General features: G+C 44.8%; 13 protein-coding genes. 11 read left to right on the forward strand and 2 right to left on the reverse strand.

Annotated elements, in window-relative coordinates; all coding sequences use genetic code 11:
- Positions 1-90 precede the first annotated feature (90 nt).
- The 8 genes from OQ477_RS14325 to pgmB all read left to right on the forward strand — a co-directional run bounded on the left by OQ477_RS14325 (position 91) and on the right by pgmB (position 10,901).
- Positions 91-1,860 (forward strand): glycoside hydrolase family 13 protein, encoded by a 1,770-nt coding sequence (locus OQ477_RS14325; protein WP_265972874.1) that lies wholly within the window; start codon positions 91-93, stop codon positions 1,858-1,860.
- Positions 1,861-1,953: 93 nt separating this feature from the next.
- A complete protein-coding gene (locus OQ477_RS14330) occupies positions 1,954-3,210 on the forward strand; it encodes an extracellular solute-binding protein (RefSeq protein WP_060562516.1) in 1,257 nt (418 codons plus the stop codon).
- Between the two features lie 39 nt (positions 3,211-3,249).
- Positions 3,250-4,560 carry a carbohydrate ABC transporter permease gene (locus OQ477_RS14335; protein ID WP_022553841.1) on the forward strand — a complete coding sequence of 437 codons (1,311 nt, stop codon included), beginning with the start codon at positions 3,250-3,252 and terminating at the stop codon, positions 4,558-4,560.
- Positions 4,561-5,397, forward strand: a complete 837-nt coding sequence (locus OQ477_RS14340; RefSeq protein ID WP_014418954.1) for a sugar ABC transporter permease — start codon at positions 4,561-4,563, stop codon at positions 5,395-5,397. It abuts the gene before it with no gap.
- Between the two features lie 4 nt (positions 5,398-5,401).
- Positions 5,402-6,286 (forward strand): DUF1189 family protein, encoded by an 885-nt coding sequence (locus tag OQ477_RS14345; RefSeq protein ID WP_265972878.1) that lies wholly within the window; start codon positions 5,402-5,404, stop codon positions 6,284-6,286.
- Positions 6,264-8,537, forward strand: coding sequence for a glycoside hydrolase family 65 protein (locus tag OQ477_RS14350; protein ID WP_265972880.1), 2,274 nt, complete (start codon positions 6,264-6,266; stop codon positions 8,535-8,537). Before OQ477_RS14345 ends, OQ477_RS14350 begins: the two co-directional genes overlap by 23 nt.
- On the forward strand, positions 8,530-10,215 hold the full coding sequence (locus tag OQ477_RS14355; RefSeq protein WP_265972882.1) for a glycoside hydrolase family 13 protein: 1,686 nt from the start codon (positions 8,530-8,532) through the stop codon (positions 10,213-10,215). Before OQ477_RS14350 ends, OQ477_RS14355 begins: the two co-directional genes overlap by 8 nt.
- A complete protein-coding gene (pgmB, locus tag OQ477_RS14360) occupies positions 10,212-10,901 on the forward strand; it encodes a beta-phosphoglucomutase (protein ID WP_265972884.1) in 690 nt (229 codons plus the stop codon). The genes OQ477_RS14355 and pgmB overlap by 4 nt, the downstream gene beginning before the upstream one ends.
- Positions 10,902-10,945: 44 nt before the next feature.
- Here the strand turns inward: pgmB and clpP are convergent, their stop codons facing one another.
- Positions 10,946-11,542 (reverse strand): ATP-dependent Clp endopeptidase proteolytic subunit ClpP, encoded by a 597-nt coding sequence (gene clpP / locus OQ477_RS14365; protein WP_003151513.1) that lies wholly within the window; start codon positions 11,540-11,542, stop codon positions 10,946-10,948.
- A gap of 246 nt (positions 11,543-11,788) precedes the next feature.
- Complete coding sequence (locus OQ477_RS14370) at positions 11,789-12,763, reverse strand: LacI family DNA-binding transcriptional regulator (RefSeq protein WP_265972885.1); 975 nt, start codon at positions 12,761-12,763, stop codon at positions 11,789-11,791.
- Between the two features lie 244 nt (positions 12,764-13,007).
- Between OQ477_RS14370 and OQ477_RS14375 the strand changes: the two genes are divergently transcribed.
- Genes OQ477_RS14375 through OQ477_RS14385 form a run of 3 tightly spaced genes read left to right on the forward strand, consistent with a single transcriptional unit; the run spans position 13,008 to position 16,102 of the window.
- Positions 13,008-14,306, forward strand: a complete 1,299-nt coding sequence (locus tag OQ477_RS14375) for an ABC transporter substrate-binding protein (RefSeq protein ID WP_265972886.1) — start codon at positions 13,008-13,010, stop codon at positions 14,304-14,306.
- 12 nt (positions 14,307-14,318) lie between these two features.
- Positions 14,319-15,257, forward strand: a complete 939-nt coding sequence (locus OQ477_RS14380) for a carbohydrate ABC transporter permease (RefSeq protein ID WP_416346532.1) — start codon at positions 14,319-14,321, stop codon at positions 15,255-15,257.
- Positions 15,254-16,102 (forward strand): carbohydrate ABC transporter permease, encoded by an 849-nt coding sequence (locus tag OQ477_RS14385; RefSeq protein ID WP_265972889.1) that lies wholly within the window; start codon positions 15,254-15,256, stop codon positions 16,100-16,102. Before OQ477_RS14380 ends, OQ477_RS14385 begins: the two co-directional genes overlap by 4 nt.
- Positions 16,103-16,105: the final 3 nt, after the last annotated feature.

Here is a 16,105-nt window from a genome sequence, read left to right on the forward strand (position 1 = left end):
GTTATCGGTAACAAGAGAAAAACGATTGCTTCTCCCGATTTCATCATGCTACCTTCAAAGCATAAGCCAGCCTATAAAAAAGGGGGAAACATGATGGAATATGCCGCAATACACCATCAGCCGTTCAGTGCTGATGCTTATTCTTATGACGGGCGAACGGTGCATATCAAAATCCGGACGAAAAAAGGTGATGCTGATCAGATTCGATTGGTTTGGGGCGATCCTTATGAATACAGCGGCGGCAGGTGGTCGGCAGCCGAGCAGCCAATGAGAAAAACAGCCGCAACCCAAAACCATGATTATTGGTTTGCTGAAGTGTCGCCGCCATTCAGGCGTTTGCAATATGCATTTATTGTCTCAGACCAGCATGAAAACATCTTTTTCGGAGCGTCAGGGGTCTGTCCTGTAAATAAAAAAACGCTGGAAACGATTCATTATTATTTTAAGCTTCCGTTTGTTCATGAGGCGGATACATTTCAAGCGCCTGAATGGGCGAAATCAACGGTTTGGTATCAAATTTTTCCGGAACGTTTTGCGAATGGAAGGGAAGACCTGTCACCGGAAGCTGCACTGCCTTGGGGGAGCAAGGACCCGGGCGTTAATGATTTTTTTGGCGGAGATTTGCAGGGGATTATTGACAAGCTAGACTATTTAGAAGAATTAGGGGTGAACGGAATTTATTTGACTCCGATCTTCTCCTCTCCATCCAACCATAAATATGACACGCTGGATTACTATTCCATCGATCCGCATTTTGGGGATCGGGAGCTTTTCCGGACATTGGTCAGCCGGCTTCATCAGCGGGGAATGAAAATTATGCTGGATGCTGTTTTTAATCATATAGGCAGCGCTTCTCCGCAGTGGCAGGATGTTGTAAAACACGGGGCCCGGTCCCGCTACAAAGACTGGTTCCATATTCACTCTTTTCCTGTGAAAGAAGACAATTATGACAGGTTTGCGTTTACGCCTGATATGCCGAAGCTGAATACGGCTAATCCGGAAGTACAAAGGTATTTGTTTGAGATTGCTTTGTACTGGATTCGTGAATTTGACATTGACGGATGGCGTTTAGATGTGGCAAATGAAGTGGATCACGCTTTTTGGAAGGCATTCAGGCAGGCTGTAACGGCCGAGAAGCCCGATCTTTATATTTTGGGAGAGATATGGCATTCATCGGAACCTTGGCTCAGAGGAGATGAGTTTCACGCCGTGATGAATTATCCTTTCACAGAGCCGATGATTGCTTATTTTGCTGACCGGGAGATTTCTGCTTCATCCATGGCCTATCGATTAAACGCGCACTTGATGAATGGGATGCGGCAGGCCAACGAGGTGATGTTTAATTTACTGGACAGCCATGATACAGAACGTCTTCTGACAAGGTGCGGAAATGATGAGAAAACAGCCCGCGCTCTGCTGGCCTTTATGTTTGCCCAGTCAGGGGCGCCCTGCATCTACTACGGAACGGAAATCGGTCTGGACGGCGGGAGAGATCCATTATGCCGGAAGTGTATGATTTGGGAAAAGGAAAAGCAAAACCGGGAAATGCTCAGCTTTATGAAACGCTTAATCACCTTACGAAAAAAAGAAAACGCTTTATTGACGTACGGAAGTCTTGAGTGGCATCTGCTTGATGATCAAAACGATTGTATCAGTTTTTCGAGGGTTTTCAATGGCAGGCAATTGATTTTCTATTTTAATCAGGGGAATCGGGCCGGGGAAATCCGTTTACAAGATTTTAATATGGAGAGAAGCAGAATAGTTTACGATGCGTGGACGGATCAGATCCTTCAACATGATGCCGCTATTGCTGTTCAGCCGGGAGAATTTTTGATTTTGAGTGCTGACGCCCCTGTCTGAATTCTGTTATCGGTAACAGACTGAAAGGCTTTGAAACCGCTTTCTCTAACGGAGTAGAATTGTAATAGATTCATAATAAAAGGGGGAAAAGATATGGCGGGGTTCGTCAAAAAGGGATTGGCTTTATTGACGGCATCAGTTTTGGCATTCTGTCTCGGCGCCTGTTCAAATTCAAAAGAATCGGCTGGCTCTGACGGCAAAAAGGTACTGACCGTGTCCGTTGAAGAAACCTATAAAAAATATATTGAAAGCATTAAAGGAGAGTTTGAAAAAGAGAATCACGTCACAATCAACATTGCAGAAAAGCAAATGTTCGATCAGCTGGAGGCGCTTCCTTTGGACGGCCCTGCCGGCAATGCGCCTGACGTTATGCTTGCCGCATATGACCGGATCGGCAGTTTGGCGCAGCAAGGTCATTTGCTTGATCTAAAACCTGCTGATACAAAAAGTTTTGGAGATAAAGAGATGCAGCAGGTAACGGTTAACGGAAAGGTGTATGGAATGCCGCTGGTGATTGAGACGCTTGTTCTGTATTACAACAAAGATCTTATAAAAAAAGCGCCGGCAACATTTAAAGACCTTGAAACATTAACAGAGGATCCCCGCTTTTCATTTGCTTCTGAAAAAGGAAAGTCAACGGGATTTTTAGCAAAGTGGACTGACTTTTATATGTCGTACGGTTTGCTGTCCGGTTACGGCGGATATGTATTCGGGAAAAACGGCACAGATCCCGGGGATATCGGCCTGAACAATAAAGGGGCTGCAGAAGCGGTGAAATATGCGGAGAAATGGTTTAAAACATATTGGCCAAAAGGCATGCAGGATAACTCAAGCGCAGACGATTTTATTCAGCAAATGTTTTTGGATAAGAAAGCGGCTGCAATCATCGGCGGGCCTTGGTCGGCTGCCAATTTTCAAGAGGCCGGCCTGAACTATGGCGCCGCTCCTATTCCGACATTGCCAAACGGAAAAGAATATGCTCCGTTTGCGGGCGGCAAAGGCTGGGTTGCTTCAAAATATACAAAGGAACCCGAGCTGGCTGAAAAATGGCTTGAGTATGCAACAAATGATGCCAATGCTTACGCCTTTTATGAGGATACAAATGAAGTTCCGGCCAACACAGCCGCAAGGAAGAAAGCGGGGGAGCAAAAAAATGAGCTGGCGTCAGCTGTTATTAAACAATATGAGTCAGCGGCACCTGCGCCGAATATTCCTGAAATGGCCGAGGTATGGACCGGCGCTGAAAGTTTAATGTTTGATGCGGCTTCGGGGAAAAAAACAGCAAAAAAATCGGCGGATGATGCGGTAAACGTCATAAAAGAAAACATCAAAGAAAAGTATGTGAAATAAAATCGGAGGGGAAGTGTCCGTAAGAATAGAGGGCGAAAAATGAATAAAGATGATACACTTTTACACCAAAAACGGAAGGCGTCATGGTTTTTATCGATCATTCCGGGAATTGGACAGATCGCGAATCAGCAGATATCAAAGGGGATCTTATTTCTGGTCATTACGAGTTTGTTTGCTGTTGAATTATGCGTTTTCGGTATTGAGGCGCTGACCGGATTGGTTACCTTGGGAAGTGTTCCCGGTGAAGATCACTCATTATTTATGCTGATTGAAGGCACGCTGCAATTGATCTTGACGTTGATTTTTCTCATGTTCTATATCTTTTCAGTTTATGATTTCCGTCATACCGCCGCTATGAAAGCGGCGGGTTTGAAGGTGAATACAGCGGCCAAGGATATCATCCGCCATGCGGGAGATAAAGGGTTTCCTTATTTATTTACACTGCCGGCATATCTCATGATGGTGTTTGTGATTATTTTTCCTGTTTTGGTGACTCTGTTTGTTGCCTTAACAAACTATGATTTTTATCATATACCGCCTAACAGTCTGATTGACTGGGTCGGCTTTAAAAATTTCTTGAATATCTTTTTTGTCGGTTCCTACCGGGAAACATTTGTGAATGTACTGGGCTGGACCATGATATGGACAATCTGTGCAACAACGCTGCAAATCATTTTGGGGATCGTAACGGCACTATTCGTGAATCAAGATTTTATTAAAGGCAGACGGATATTCCGAATGATTTTCTTATTTCCATGGGCTGTTCCGGCCTTTATCACAATTATGAGCTTTTCCAATATTTTTAATGACAGTATAGGGGCGATGAACACGCAGGTGATTCCATTAATTAACCACCTGCCGTTTGTGGAACTGCCGGCGATCGCGTGGAAGACTGATGCTTTCTGGACGAAGACCGCTCTGATTATGATTCAGACCTGGCTTGGCTTTCCTTATATTTATGTCATGGTAACGGGGGTCTTGCAGTCGATTCCGGGTGAATTGTATGAAGCCGCAAAGATTGACGGGGCTTCTTTTATGCAGCGTTTTCGCAATATTACATTACCGATGATTTTATTTGCGACGGCACCGGTGATGATTACACAGTACACATTTAACTTTAATAATTTTTCGATCATCTATTTGTTTAATGAAGGCGGTCCGGGAAGCGCGGGAGCCGGTGCCGGGTCGACCGATATTTTAATTTCCTGGATCTATAAACTGACAACCGGCACTTCTCCGCAATATGCTGTGGCAGCGGCCGTGACATTGTTAATTTCTTTCGTCGTCATTGGAATTTCCCTGATTGCTTTTAAAAAGTCAAATGCTTTCGGCAATGAGGAGGTGATGTAGATGGGTTCCAGAACGGCCGGAATGCTTACGAAAATCTGCACCTATTTATTTTTGCTGGTTTTAAGCATTGTCATTTTATATCCGCTGCTGATTACGGCCTCTTCCGCTTTCCGTGCGGGAAATGTGACGGCTTTTCAGCTCGATTTCTCAGGTTCCTGGACTTTTGATCATTTTAAGCGGCTGTTTGAAGAGACGCTCTATCTTCATTGGTACAGCAATACGCTGATTATCGCGCTGTCAGTCATGGTATTGCAGGTCACGATTGTAACGCTTGCCGGGTATACGTACAGCCGCTATCGGTTTGCGGGGCGAAAAAAGAGTCTTGTCTTCTTTTTAATCATTCAAATGGTGCCCACAATGGCAGCGCTGACTGCTTTTTATGTATTGGCCATGCTGATAGGCGCTCTTGATCAATACTGGTTTTTGACAGCGATCTATATCGGCGGCGGAATTCCGATGAACACGTGGCTGATGAAAGGTTATTTTGATACAGTTCCGAGAGAAATTGATGAGGCTGCGCGGATGGATGGAGCGGGGCACTTCAGGATATTTGCCTCCATTGTGCTGCCGCTTGTGAAGCCGATGCTTGCCGTTCAAGCGCTTTGGGCGTTTATGGCGCCGTTCGGGGACTATTTGCTGGCGAAGTTTTTGCTTCGCTCGCCGGAAAGGCTGACCATTGCAGTAGGATTGCAGTCGTTCATTTCAAATCCGCAGCAGCAAAAAGTCGCCCTGTTTGCGGCGGGGGCTATACTTGCCGCACTGCCGATATGCATCTTGTTCTTTTTTCTCCAAAAGAACTTTGTATCCGGGCTGGCGGCGGGCGGAACAAAGGGGTAGTTCAATGAAGAGTGTGCAAAATGAAAGCTTTATGATCCGCAGTCTTAAAGCGTCGGTGTCTCCTTCAGGTATTTGCCGTTACGGGAAAACATTCAGCTGGCTTCAGCTCTCCTTTCTCTTTATGTTTTTGACGTCCTGCCTTATGGCGCCGTTTACGATGTCGTTTTTGAAAATGGACCGCTTCAGCCTCAAATTGGTTATGCCTGCGGCGCTTTCTGCAGTGAATGATCGTTTTGCCGAACAATTAAACGGTATTCAAATCAGGAACGGAAAACTGACAGGCGGACAGCGTTTTGATCAAATCGAAGAGGGCAAACATCTGCTGGCAGTCGATATGGAGCATGAATGGAAACCAAACGGTGAAAATGGGCGTTTGCGTGTAAAAGGATATGACAACGCGGTCATATTCCAGCCTGACCGGCTGATTATGACCGACCAAAACGGAATGGGGTTTTCAGTTCGCTATGGGAAAGCGGACGCCAGGCTTACGGACCCGGGCGTATATGAGACGGAGGCTGTTATCGGTCAATTGTGGCTGGCACAGTATAAGCCGATGATCATGATGCTGGGGTGCGCGGTGATTTTTTTGATCCAGCTGTTTTTTACAGCTGTGCTTGCGGGAGGCATCTGGATGGCAAAATTATCAAAAATGATCGATATCGCGTCATGTAAGGAAGCAGCTTCTGCAGCGATTTGCGCATCGGCTCTGCCTGCATTCGCGGCAGCTGCTATCGGGCTGATCCGCTTTGATTTGATTACTGTATTAATGGTTCATACATGCGGCGTCACGTTGATGATTGCTTTTTTATTCAGATATATGGCTAAAACCCGCCGTCATAATGAAAATGTTCATTCGGGAGGAAGACATGATAAATCAGCGGTTGTTTGAGATTGATGAATGGAAAATCAAAACCAATACATTTCAAAAAGAGTATATACGGCTGCAGGAAAGCCTGACTTCTCTTGCCAACGGCTATATGGGCATCAGGGGGAATTTCGAAGAGGGCTATTCAGGCGGCAGCCATCAAGGCACATATATTGCGGGCGTGTGGTTCCCTGACAAAACGCGGGTAGGCTGGTGGAAAAACGGGTATCCGGACTATTTCGGAAAAGTGATCAATGCGATGAATTTTATTGGTATAGATGTGTATCTTGACGGTGAAAAAGTCGATCTCTATCAAAACCGACTCGAATCATTTGAGTTAGAGCTTCATATGAAAGAAGGAATTCTGAGGAGGAGCGCTGTTGTCCGTATTCAGGATAAAACCGTGCGAATCAAATCAGAACGATTTCTCAGCCTGGCCGTAAAAGAGCTATGTGCGATTCATTATGAAGCGGAGTGTCTGACAGGGGACGCCGTTATTACGCTTGTCCCTTATCTTGATGGCAATGTTGTAAACGAAGATTCAAACTATCAAGAGCGGTTTTGGCAGGAAAAAGAGACAGGAGCGGACTGCCGCCGCGGTCACATAACGGCAAAAACGCTCGACAATCCGTTCGGAACGCCGCGTTTCACCGTCTCCGCCTTAATGGAAAATTTGACAGAAGGATATGTCAGTCAAAGCTTTCAAACTTCCGGCATGTATGCTGAAAATCGCTTCAGCTACCAAAACAAAGCTTCATTGAAAAAGTTTATTGTTGTCACGACTTCACGCGATGTTCAAGAAGCAGAGCTTACTTCGAAAGGGGAGGAGCTTTTGGCGGCTATTCTTAAGCAAGGTTATGAAGAAGCGAGACAGCAGCATATTGCCAAGTGGAAGGAAAGATGGGCAAAAGCGGATATAGAGATAAAGGGAGATGAGGAACTTCAGCAAGGCATCCGCTACAATATCTTTCAGTTATTCTCGACATACTACGGGGCAGATGCCCGTTTGAACATCGGACCGAAAGGATTTACAGGCGAAAAATACGGCGGTGCCGCCTATTGGGATACCGAGGCGTATGCCATTCCGATGTATTTGGCGACAGCCGAGCCGGAAGTCACGAAAAACCTGCTTTTGTACCGCTATCATCATTTGGAGTCTGCCAAACGGAACGCCGCCAAGCTGGGGATGAAGGGGGCGCTTTATCCGATGGTGACGTTTACCGGAGATGAATGCCACAATGAGTGGGAAATTACGTTTGAAGAAATTCACCGCAACGGCGCGATTTGCTATGCGATCTGCAATTATGTCCAATATACAGGGGATCGCGCCTATATGGATGAATACGGTATAGATGTTCTTGTTGAGATCAGCAGGTTTTGGGCCGGCCGTGTTCACTTCTCGAAACGAAAAAATAAGTATATGATCCATGGCGTCACAGGGCCGAATGAATACGAAAACAACGTTAACAACAATTGGTATACGAATGTCATTGCGGCTTGGACGTTGGATTATACTCTGCAAAGTCTCGAAAGGATCTCAGCGGAGAAACGCCGCCTTCTGGATGTGCAGGAAGAAGAATTGAAAGTCTGGAGAGAAATCATCCGGCACATGTACTATCCGTATAGTGAAGAACTGCAAATTTTCGTTCAGCATGACACATTTTTGGACAAAGACCTGCAATCAGTTGACGAATTAGATCCAGCTGAACGGCCTCTTTATCAAAATTGGTCATGGGACAAAATCCTCCGCTCCAGCTTTATTAAACAAGCCGATGTGCTGCAAGGCATTTATTTATTTCCTGACCGTTTCTCTATAGACGAAAAACGCCGCAACTATGAATTTTATGAACCAATGACGGTTCATGAATCAAGCTTATCGCCCTCCATTCACGCGGTGCTCGCTGCCGAATTGAGGATGGAAAAGAAGGCGCTTGAATTATATAAGCGTACAGCAAGGCTTGATCTCGACAATTACAATCGTGATACGGAGGAAGGCCTTCACATTACCTCAATGACGGGAAGCTGGCTGGCGATCGTCCAAGGGTTTGCCGGCATGCGTACTTTAAAAGGAACGCTCTCATTCACCCCATTTTTGCCGAATGAATGGGACGGTTACTCGTTCCATATCAATTATCGAAACCGCTTGATCAAGGTGACGGTCGAAGAAAGGCGCGCCATCTTTGAGCTTGTCAAAGGGGAACTGGTGTCCATCACAGTTTATGGCGAGCCGATGATGCTGAATGAACGATGTGAAAGGAGAATGCCTGATGAGTGAGTGGTGGAAAGAAGCTGTCGTGTATCAAATTTACCCGCGCAGTTTTTATGATTCCAATGGAGATGGATTTGGGGATTTACAAGGCATTATCAAAAAGCTTGATTATATCAAAAGACTTGGCGCGGATGTGATCTGGCTGTCGCCCGTGTTTGATTCTCCGCAGGATGACAACGGCTATGACATCAGTGACTACAGAAACATGTACGAAAAATTCGGAACAAATGAAGATATGTTTCAGTTAATTGATGAAGTGCATCAGCGCGGAATGAAAATCATCATGGATCTGGTTGTGAACCACACGTCGGATGAACATGCCTGGTTTGCTGAAAGCCGCAAGTCGAAGGACAATCCTTACCGGGATTATTATTTTTGGAAAGACCCGAAATCGGACGGTTCTGAGCCGAATAATTGGGGATCGATTTTTTCAGGCTCGGCGTGGACGTTCGATGAAGGGACAGGACAGTATTATTTGCACTACTTTTCGAAAAAACAGCCTGATTTAAATTGGGAAAATGAAGCCGTTCGCCGGGAAGTGTATGATCTGATGAAGTTCTGGATGGATAAAGGCGTTGACGGCTGGCGGATGGATGTGATCGGTTCCATTTCCAAACATACCGATTTTCCGGACTATGAAACAGATAACAGCCGCTCCCATATTGTCGGCCGTTATCACTCTAACGGCCCCCGCCTGCATGAATTTATTCAAGAAATGAACAGGGAAGTGCTTTCTCATTACGACTGCATGACGGTCGGAGAGGCAAACGGTTCTGATATTGAAGAGGCGAAAAAATATACGGATGCAGGCAGGCAAGAGCTGAATATGATCTTTACATTTGAACATATGGATATCGATACAGAACAAAACTCGCCAAATGGGAAATGGCAGATCAAGCCGTTTGATGTAATTGCTTTAAAACAAACGATGACAAGGTGGCAGACCGGGTTGATGAATAGCGGCTGGAATACCTTGTATTTTGAGAACCACGATCAGCCGCGGGTGATTTCCCGCTGGGGCAATGACGGTGAGCTGCGAAAACAGTGTGCGAAAGCATTCGCAACGGTTCTCCACGGGATGAAAGGCACCCCGTTTATTTACCAGGGAGAAGAAATCGGCATGGTCAACAGTGATATGCCGCTGGAGATGTATGACGATCTCGAGATCAAAAATGCGTATCGTGAACTAGTCATCGAAAACAAGACGATGACGAAGGAAGACTTCCGGAAAGCCGCGGCGAAGAAAGGGCGGGATCACGCGAGGACGCCGATGCAATGGGATGCAGGAAAACATGCCGGATTCACAGCCGGAGACCCTTGGTTAGCGGTCAATTCCCGCTATCAAGAAATCAATGTGAAAGAATCCTTGGAAGATCAAGATTCAATTTTCTATTACTATCAGAAGCTCATTCAATTACGAAAGCAACATAAGATCATGATATACGGAGATTATCAGCTGCTGCTGGAAGATGATCCGCAAATCTATTGTTATATCCGTAAATATCAAGGGAAAAAGCTTCTCGTCGTTGTGAATTTGTCGGAAGACAAGGCCCGGTTCGAAGCGCCTCCGGAACTGATCCATGAGCGTTGGAAAATCCTGATTTCGAACTATCCGGAGGAGCCGGCTGACTTGAAGAGTATCAGCCTCAAACCTTATGAAGCTGTGAGGGGTATCAGCATATGAAAGCGGTTATTTTTGATTTAGACGGAGTGATAACAGATACTGCGGAATATCATTTTCTCGCTTGGAAATATACGGCGGAACAAATCGATATTCCCCTTGACAGAAGTGTGAATGAAAACCTGAAAGGAATCAGCCGGGAAGCGTCACTTGAAAGGATCCTTATTTTTGGCGGAGCGGAAAAAAGGTTTACACATGCGGAGAAACAAGAACTGCTGCATCAAAAAAACCAATATTATCAAACGTTGATCAGCAGATTGACGCAGGAAGATCTCTTGCCGGGAATCGGCAGGCTTCTTTGTGAATTAAAAAATGAAAATATAAAAATCGGGTTAGCATCTTCTAGCCGCAATGCCCGCGCGATCTTAAAACGTTTGGCGGTTATCGATGATTTTCAAGCCATTGTTGACCCGGCGGCTCTTGCGAAGGGGAAGCCTGATCCAGAAATCTTTTTAACAGCTGCAGCGCTGCTCGGTGTTTCCGCGGCTGAATGCGCGGCAATAGAAGATGCTGAAGCAGGAATCTCTGCAATCAAATCTGCCGGGATGTTCGCGGTCGGTGTCGGGTGTGAACAGTCGATGCTTGGTGCTGATCTGGTTGTGAGGCAAACCGGTGAATTGTCGTTTGAGCTGTTGAAGGAAGAATGGAAGCAGTATAGGGGAAAGGTTTTAAAAAGCATCAGAGAGTGAAAAAAACCTGCAAGAGACATCATCTCTTGCAGGTTTTTTGGGCATTACTTCTGGTCTTCTGTATTGCGTGTCAGCACTTTATCGATTAAGCCGTATTCTAAGGCTTCATCAGCTGATTTGAAGTTGTCGCGGTCTGTATCGCGCTCAATGACTTCAAGCGGCTGGCCGGTACGTTCAGCAAGCACTTTGTTTAATTTGTCGCGAAGCAAGAGAATGCGTTTTGCCGCGATTTCAATTTCTGTCGCCTGTCCTTGCGCTCCGCCAAGCGGCTGGTGAATCATAACTTCACTGTTAGGAAGCGCGTAACGTTTGCCTTTTTCTCCGGCTGCAAGTAAAAATGCTCCCATAGAAGCGGCCATACCGATGCAGATCGTGGATACTTTCGGTTTAATGAACTGCATTGTATCATAGATTGCCATGCCGGCAGTGATTGATCCGCCAGGGCTGTTAATGTAAATGGAAATATCTTTTTCAGGGTCTTCCGCTTCAAGGAATAAAAGCTGTGACACGATGGAGTTCGCAACGTTGTCATCAATCGCAGATCCAAGCATGATAATACGGTCCTTCAAAAGACGGGAGTAAATGTCATAAGCTCTTTCTCCGCGGTTCGTTTGTTCAATGACTGTAGGTATTAAATTCATAATGCTCCTCCTTCACCTTTTAGGTAAGTATGTATTTACATGATACATTTTTGGTCAATAAAGGTCAAACAAAACGCTGACCAAAATGCCAACCTTTTCTTCTAACACCATTTTTCCCATAAAACAAAAAGTTCAAACAGCAAAGTGGAAATGAGGATGATCAGCGCCGGCGCTTGAGAAAATGATATGGCGGGAGCGCTCAAAATAGACCGCAATCGCGTCGGTACGTACGGCTGAAGAGTCTGACTACGTTGTCCGCCCTTCCAAAAGCCGTACCGGCAAATACGTTTCCAGCGGCAAATCATCAAATTCGCCTTCAATTTCTTTTGCTAAAATCTCGATGGCTGTTTTGGAAATCAATTCAATCGGCTGCTGGATGGTTGCCAAATCCGGCAGAACCGATTGAACGGTTTCGGTGCCGTCATAACCGATCACTTTTAATTGATTCGGGATGTCTATTCCCCGTTTTTTGGCCTCGGTCATCACTGCAGCCGCCATGATATCATCGCTGGCAAAAATTCCGTCGGTGTCAGGCTGTTCATCGAATAATGTTGAAATAATGTCATGGTAATGCTGATAAAAGGGTACTTCATATGTAATAGGCCTCCGTCCGTGTTCATGCATGACGTCTTCGTATGCTTTTCTTCTGAGGTTTGCCGGTGTCTCGAGTTCAAGCGGGCCGTTGATATGGACGATGTGCCGGCACCCTTTTTCAATCAGCAGTTCTGCCGCCTTTTTTCCGCCGTCATAGTTGTCTGAGCCGACGACGGGAATCGTGTCCGATAAGTAATGGTCAATGGCGACAATCGGCAGATTTTGCTTGTGATAATTGAGAATTCCCCGGTTGTAAGTCACGGCGATCACGCCGTCCACTTGGTTTCTTATCAGCATCTCCAAATATTTTTCTTCCTTATCCTTTCGATGTAAACTGTTGCAAAGCAGCAGTTTGTAGCCCATGGACGTACAAATGCTTTCAATATGAAAGGCGAGTTCGCCGAAAAACGGATTGCTGGAGTTTGGGATGATAAGTCCTATTAAATTGGTTCGTTTTCGGAATAAAGAGCGGGCCAGATCGTTTGGAAAGTAATTGATTTCTTCCATCGCCTTGTACACTTTTTCTTTTGTTTTTTCGCTGATATAGCCGCGGTTATTTAATACCCGCGAAACGGTTGTAGATGAAACTCCCGCTATTTTCGCAACATCATGAATGTTAGGCTTCATTCCCGTGCCCTCCTGCTTACTGAAATGGCTTACAATTTCCGTCACGCACTTATTTTAGAGAATCAGGCTGACATGTGCAAGGACATTCCATGTTTCTGTTTTCATATAAAGAGGGTGCGTTTTTGTTTGATTGAAATAATCAGAAAATTGTATGTCAACCGATTGACATATGAAACCGGTTGACATACAATTCTTTTTGAAAGCGCTTTTATGTTTTTTGGCAAAAGGAGGGAAATGAACGAATATGAAAAGATGGATGTTAGGAAGTTTGTCACTGTTGCTCATGTTTGCAGTCTGGGGGTGCAACAAAAGCGAAAGTGCAAATAGCGGCGGAAAAAAAATCATTTCAATGTGGGTGCATGTATCTGATGATAATGAAGAAGGAAAGGTTTATAAAAAAAGGGTGGATGCTTTTAATAAAAAGTACGCTTCAGAAAATGTCGAGGCAAAAATTGAATTCATTCCCCGAAGCGGTAACGGCGGAGGTTATGAAGACAAAGTGAATGCGGCACTGACAACAAACACCCTGCCTGATGTTATCACTTTGGACGGACCAAATACTGCAGCTTATGCAAAATCTGGCGTTATTGCACCTTTGGATGAGTATATGAAAGACCAGGATGATTTATTGCCGAGCATTAAGCAGCAAGGCACCTACCAAGGTAAACTGTATGCAATTGGCGTCAGTGAATCGTCGGTCGGCATCTACTATAACAAAAAAATGCTTAAGGATGCCGGGGTTGATTTGAAAACGCTGCCAACAGTAAAAGATCCTTGGACATGGAATGAATTTCTTGAGCTTTGCAAAACGCTGAAAAATAAATTTGAAAAACCAGCCATCGACATGCAATTACAGTCAAAAGACGAAATATTGACTTATGCGCTCTTACCGTTTGTTTGGTCAGCTGGCGGGGATATTCTTTCAGAAAACGGGAAGAAAGCGGATGGCGTCTTTAACGAAAAACCAGCTGTTGAAGCGATGACGTTTATACAAACGATGCTTAAAGAGGGCTATACTACACGCACCCCTGTCAAACAAGCGTTTGAGACGGAGAAATACCCGATGAAGATGAGCGGCGTGTGGACAATAACCGATCTGAAAACGAACTTTTCCAACGTCGATTATGGAGTGATGCCATATCCTGTATCGCCAAAAACCAAAAAGCTTGTCTCTCCTTCAGGAAGCTGGCAGTTCGCAATGACACAAGCATCTGAAAATAAGGAATGGGCAGCAAAATTAGTAGATTGGATGACCAATAAGGATTCCAATATCGAATTAAGCCGATCGATCGCCGCCCTGCCTGTACGTTATTCATCAGAGAAAGTGCTGACAAAAGAATTTTCTGATGAAATGAATGTCTTTATGCAGCAGCTGAAAGAAACAGGGCATGCACGTCCGGTGACACCGGCATATCCGCAGGTAACCCGAGCATTTCAGCAAACAATCGATGACATTAGCTTTTATGATCAAAATCAGGATATTCAAAAAGTGCTGGATACACGTGTAAAAGAAATGCAATCCGCCATCGATAAGGCAAACTAGCAGGTGGGCGCCATGAATAAAACAATATTGAAAGAGACTAGACCGGCCTTTCCATTAGAAAGAAAGCCAGTGAAAAAAATACGCTGGCGGGAAAACGCAGTCGCATATATGTTCTTAGGGCCGGCATCGCTTATTTTATTAATGTTTCTTGTGATTCCTTCCATCATGGCTGTGTACTACGCATTTACAGATTACTATTTGCTGACGCCTGATTTGCGTAAGTTTATCGGCTTTGATAATTTCATCAAACTTTTTCAGGATCCAATATTCTTAAAAAGTTTGGGTAACACCATTACATTTGTCGTCTTTTTGATACCGTTACAGGTCGGGGCAGCACTCGGGCTTGCCCTCCTATTGAATAAAAAGCGCAAAGCGAACGCTTTTTTCAAAGTCGCATACTTTAGTCCCGTCGTCATGTCACTGGTTGTCATTTCCGTTTTGTGGCTGTATTTGCTGAATCCGAATGAAGGTATGATAAATAATATATTGGCGCACTTCGGTCTATCACCACAGCCTTTCTTAACGAGCCCTAAGCAAGCAATCTTTACGATCGTTGTCGTTTCCGCTTGGCAGGGAGCAGGTTTTCAGATGCTCATTTTTTTAGCGGGTCTGCAAAACATTCCCGAGGATGTCTACGAGGCGGCGCAATTAGATGGTATGAATAAATGGCAGCGTTTTATTTACATTACATTACCTTTGTTAAAACCGACATCTGTTTTTATCTTTATCACAACGCTGATCAGCGCGTTTAAACTCCTTGTTCAGCCCATGGTTATGACCCAGGGCGGACCAGTCAATTCAACGATGACCGTTGTCTATTATATTTATCAAACCGGATTTACCGATCGGATGGTCGGATATGCAAGCTCGATCGCGCTCTTGTTTGGAACGATTATTGGATTGGTGACACTCGCACAACGCAAGCTGGTTAAGGAGGATGAAGACCATTGAGACGTAAGGTCGGGCCTTTGACAATTCTGGAGTACACGTGCCTTGTTTTGCTGGCCGTTCTATTTATTTTTCCGCTCATTTGGATGATCGCATCCTCAATGAAACCGGAAGCGGAAATTTACAATAATATGAACAGTTTCAAAGCGTTTCTGCCCTCTCTTCATCTGGCAGAATGGTTTTCATCCTATAAGGAAGTGCTGACTCGGTTTGATTTGCTCATGTATATTGGTAACAGTCTTTTTTATGGCTTGTGCGTAGCAGCCGGATCTGTTGTGATTAACGGAATGGCAGGGTTTGCATTCGCCAAACTGCAATTTACAGGGAAAAAGATTCTCTTTGGCATTTTGTTGGCGCTTTTAATTGTGCCGTTTGAAACGATTTTAATCTCACAGTTTACAATTATTCATAAAATCGGTCTGGTCGATACACGCCTTGCCGTTATTTTGCCGGCATTAGCGGGGGCATTCAATATTTATTTGTTCCGAAACTTTTTCATGTCAATTCCGGAAGAAATGATTGAATCGGCCAAGCTTGACGGAGCAAATACATGGCAAATCTTCTGGAGGATTATGATACCGATGTCTAAACCGGCTGTAGCCACTGTCGGAACTTTAGCCTTTATCGGCAGCTGGAATGATTATATTTGGCCGCTGATGGTTTTGACGGATAAGTCGAAATTTCCGATTCAAGTTGCGATTACAGCAATCAATAGCACAGAGCCTGTCTACACAAATCAAGTTATGGCTGTATTGACGATTTCCACCATCCCTTTGATCTTGATTTATATTGTGGCTCAGCGCTACATTTTGGAAGGTCTTAGCGGTTCGGGAACAGGTATTAAATAGATA

This window comes from Bacillus sp. ChL18 (assembly GCF_026241425.1).
Taxonomy (GTDB): domain Bacteria; phylum Bacillota; class Bacilli; order Bacillales; family Bacillaceae; genus Bacillus; species Bacillus velezensis.

Bases quoted from the DNA above. Each gene is read 5' to 3' on its own strand.
- OQ477_RS14325 (WP_265972874.1), top strand. From the start codon at position 91: ATGATGGAATATGCCGCAATACACCATCAGCCGTTCAGTGCTGATGCT.
- OQ477_RS14330 (WP_060562516.1), top strand. From the start codon at position 1,954: ATGGCGGGGTTCGTCAAAAAGGGATTGGCTTTATTGACGGCATCAGTT.
- OQ477_RS14335 (WP_022553841.1), top strand. From the start codon at position 3,250: ATGAATAAAGATGATACACTTTTACACCAAAAACGGAAGGCGTCATGG.
- OQ477_RS14340 (WP_014418954.1), top strand. From the start codon at position 4,561: ATGGGTTCCAGAACGGCCGGAATGCTTACGAAAATCTGCACCTATTTA.
- OQ477_RS14345 (WP_265972878.1), top strand. From the start codon at position 5,402: ATGAAGAGTGTGCAAAATGAAAGCTTTATGATCCGCAGTCTTAAAGCG.
- OQ477_RS14350 (WP_265972880.1), top strand. From the start codon at position 6,264: ATGATAAATCAGCGGTTGTTTGAGATTGATGAATGGAAAATCAAAACC.
- OQ477_RS14355 (WP_265972882.1), top strand. From the start codon at position 8,530: ATGAGTGAGTGGTGGAAAGAAGCTGTCGTGTATCAAATTTACCCGCGC.
- pgmB (WP_265972884.1), top strand. From the start codon at position 10,212: ATGAAAGCGGTTATTTTTGATTTAGACGGAGTGATAACAGATACTGCG.
- clpP (WP_003151513.1), bottom strand. From the start codon at position 11,542: ATGAATTTAATACCTACAGTCATTGAACAAACGAACCGCGGAGAAAGA.
- OQ477_RS14370 (WP_265972885.1), bottom strand. From the start codon at position 12,763: ATGAAGCCTAACATTCATGATGTTGCGAAAATAGCGGGAGTTTCATCT.
- OQ477_RS14375 (WP_265972886.1), top strand. From the start codon at position 13,008: ATGAAAAGATGGATGTTAGGAAGTTTGTCACTGTTGCTCATGTTTGCA.
- OQ477_RS14380 (WP_416346532.1), top strand. From the start codon at position 14,319: ATGAATAAAACAATATTGAAAGAGACTAGACCGGCCTTTCCATTAGAA.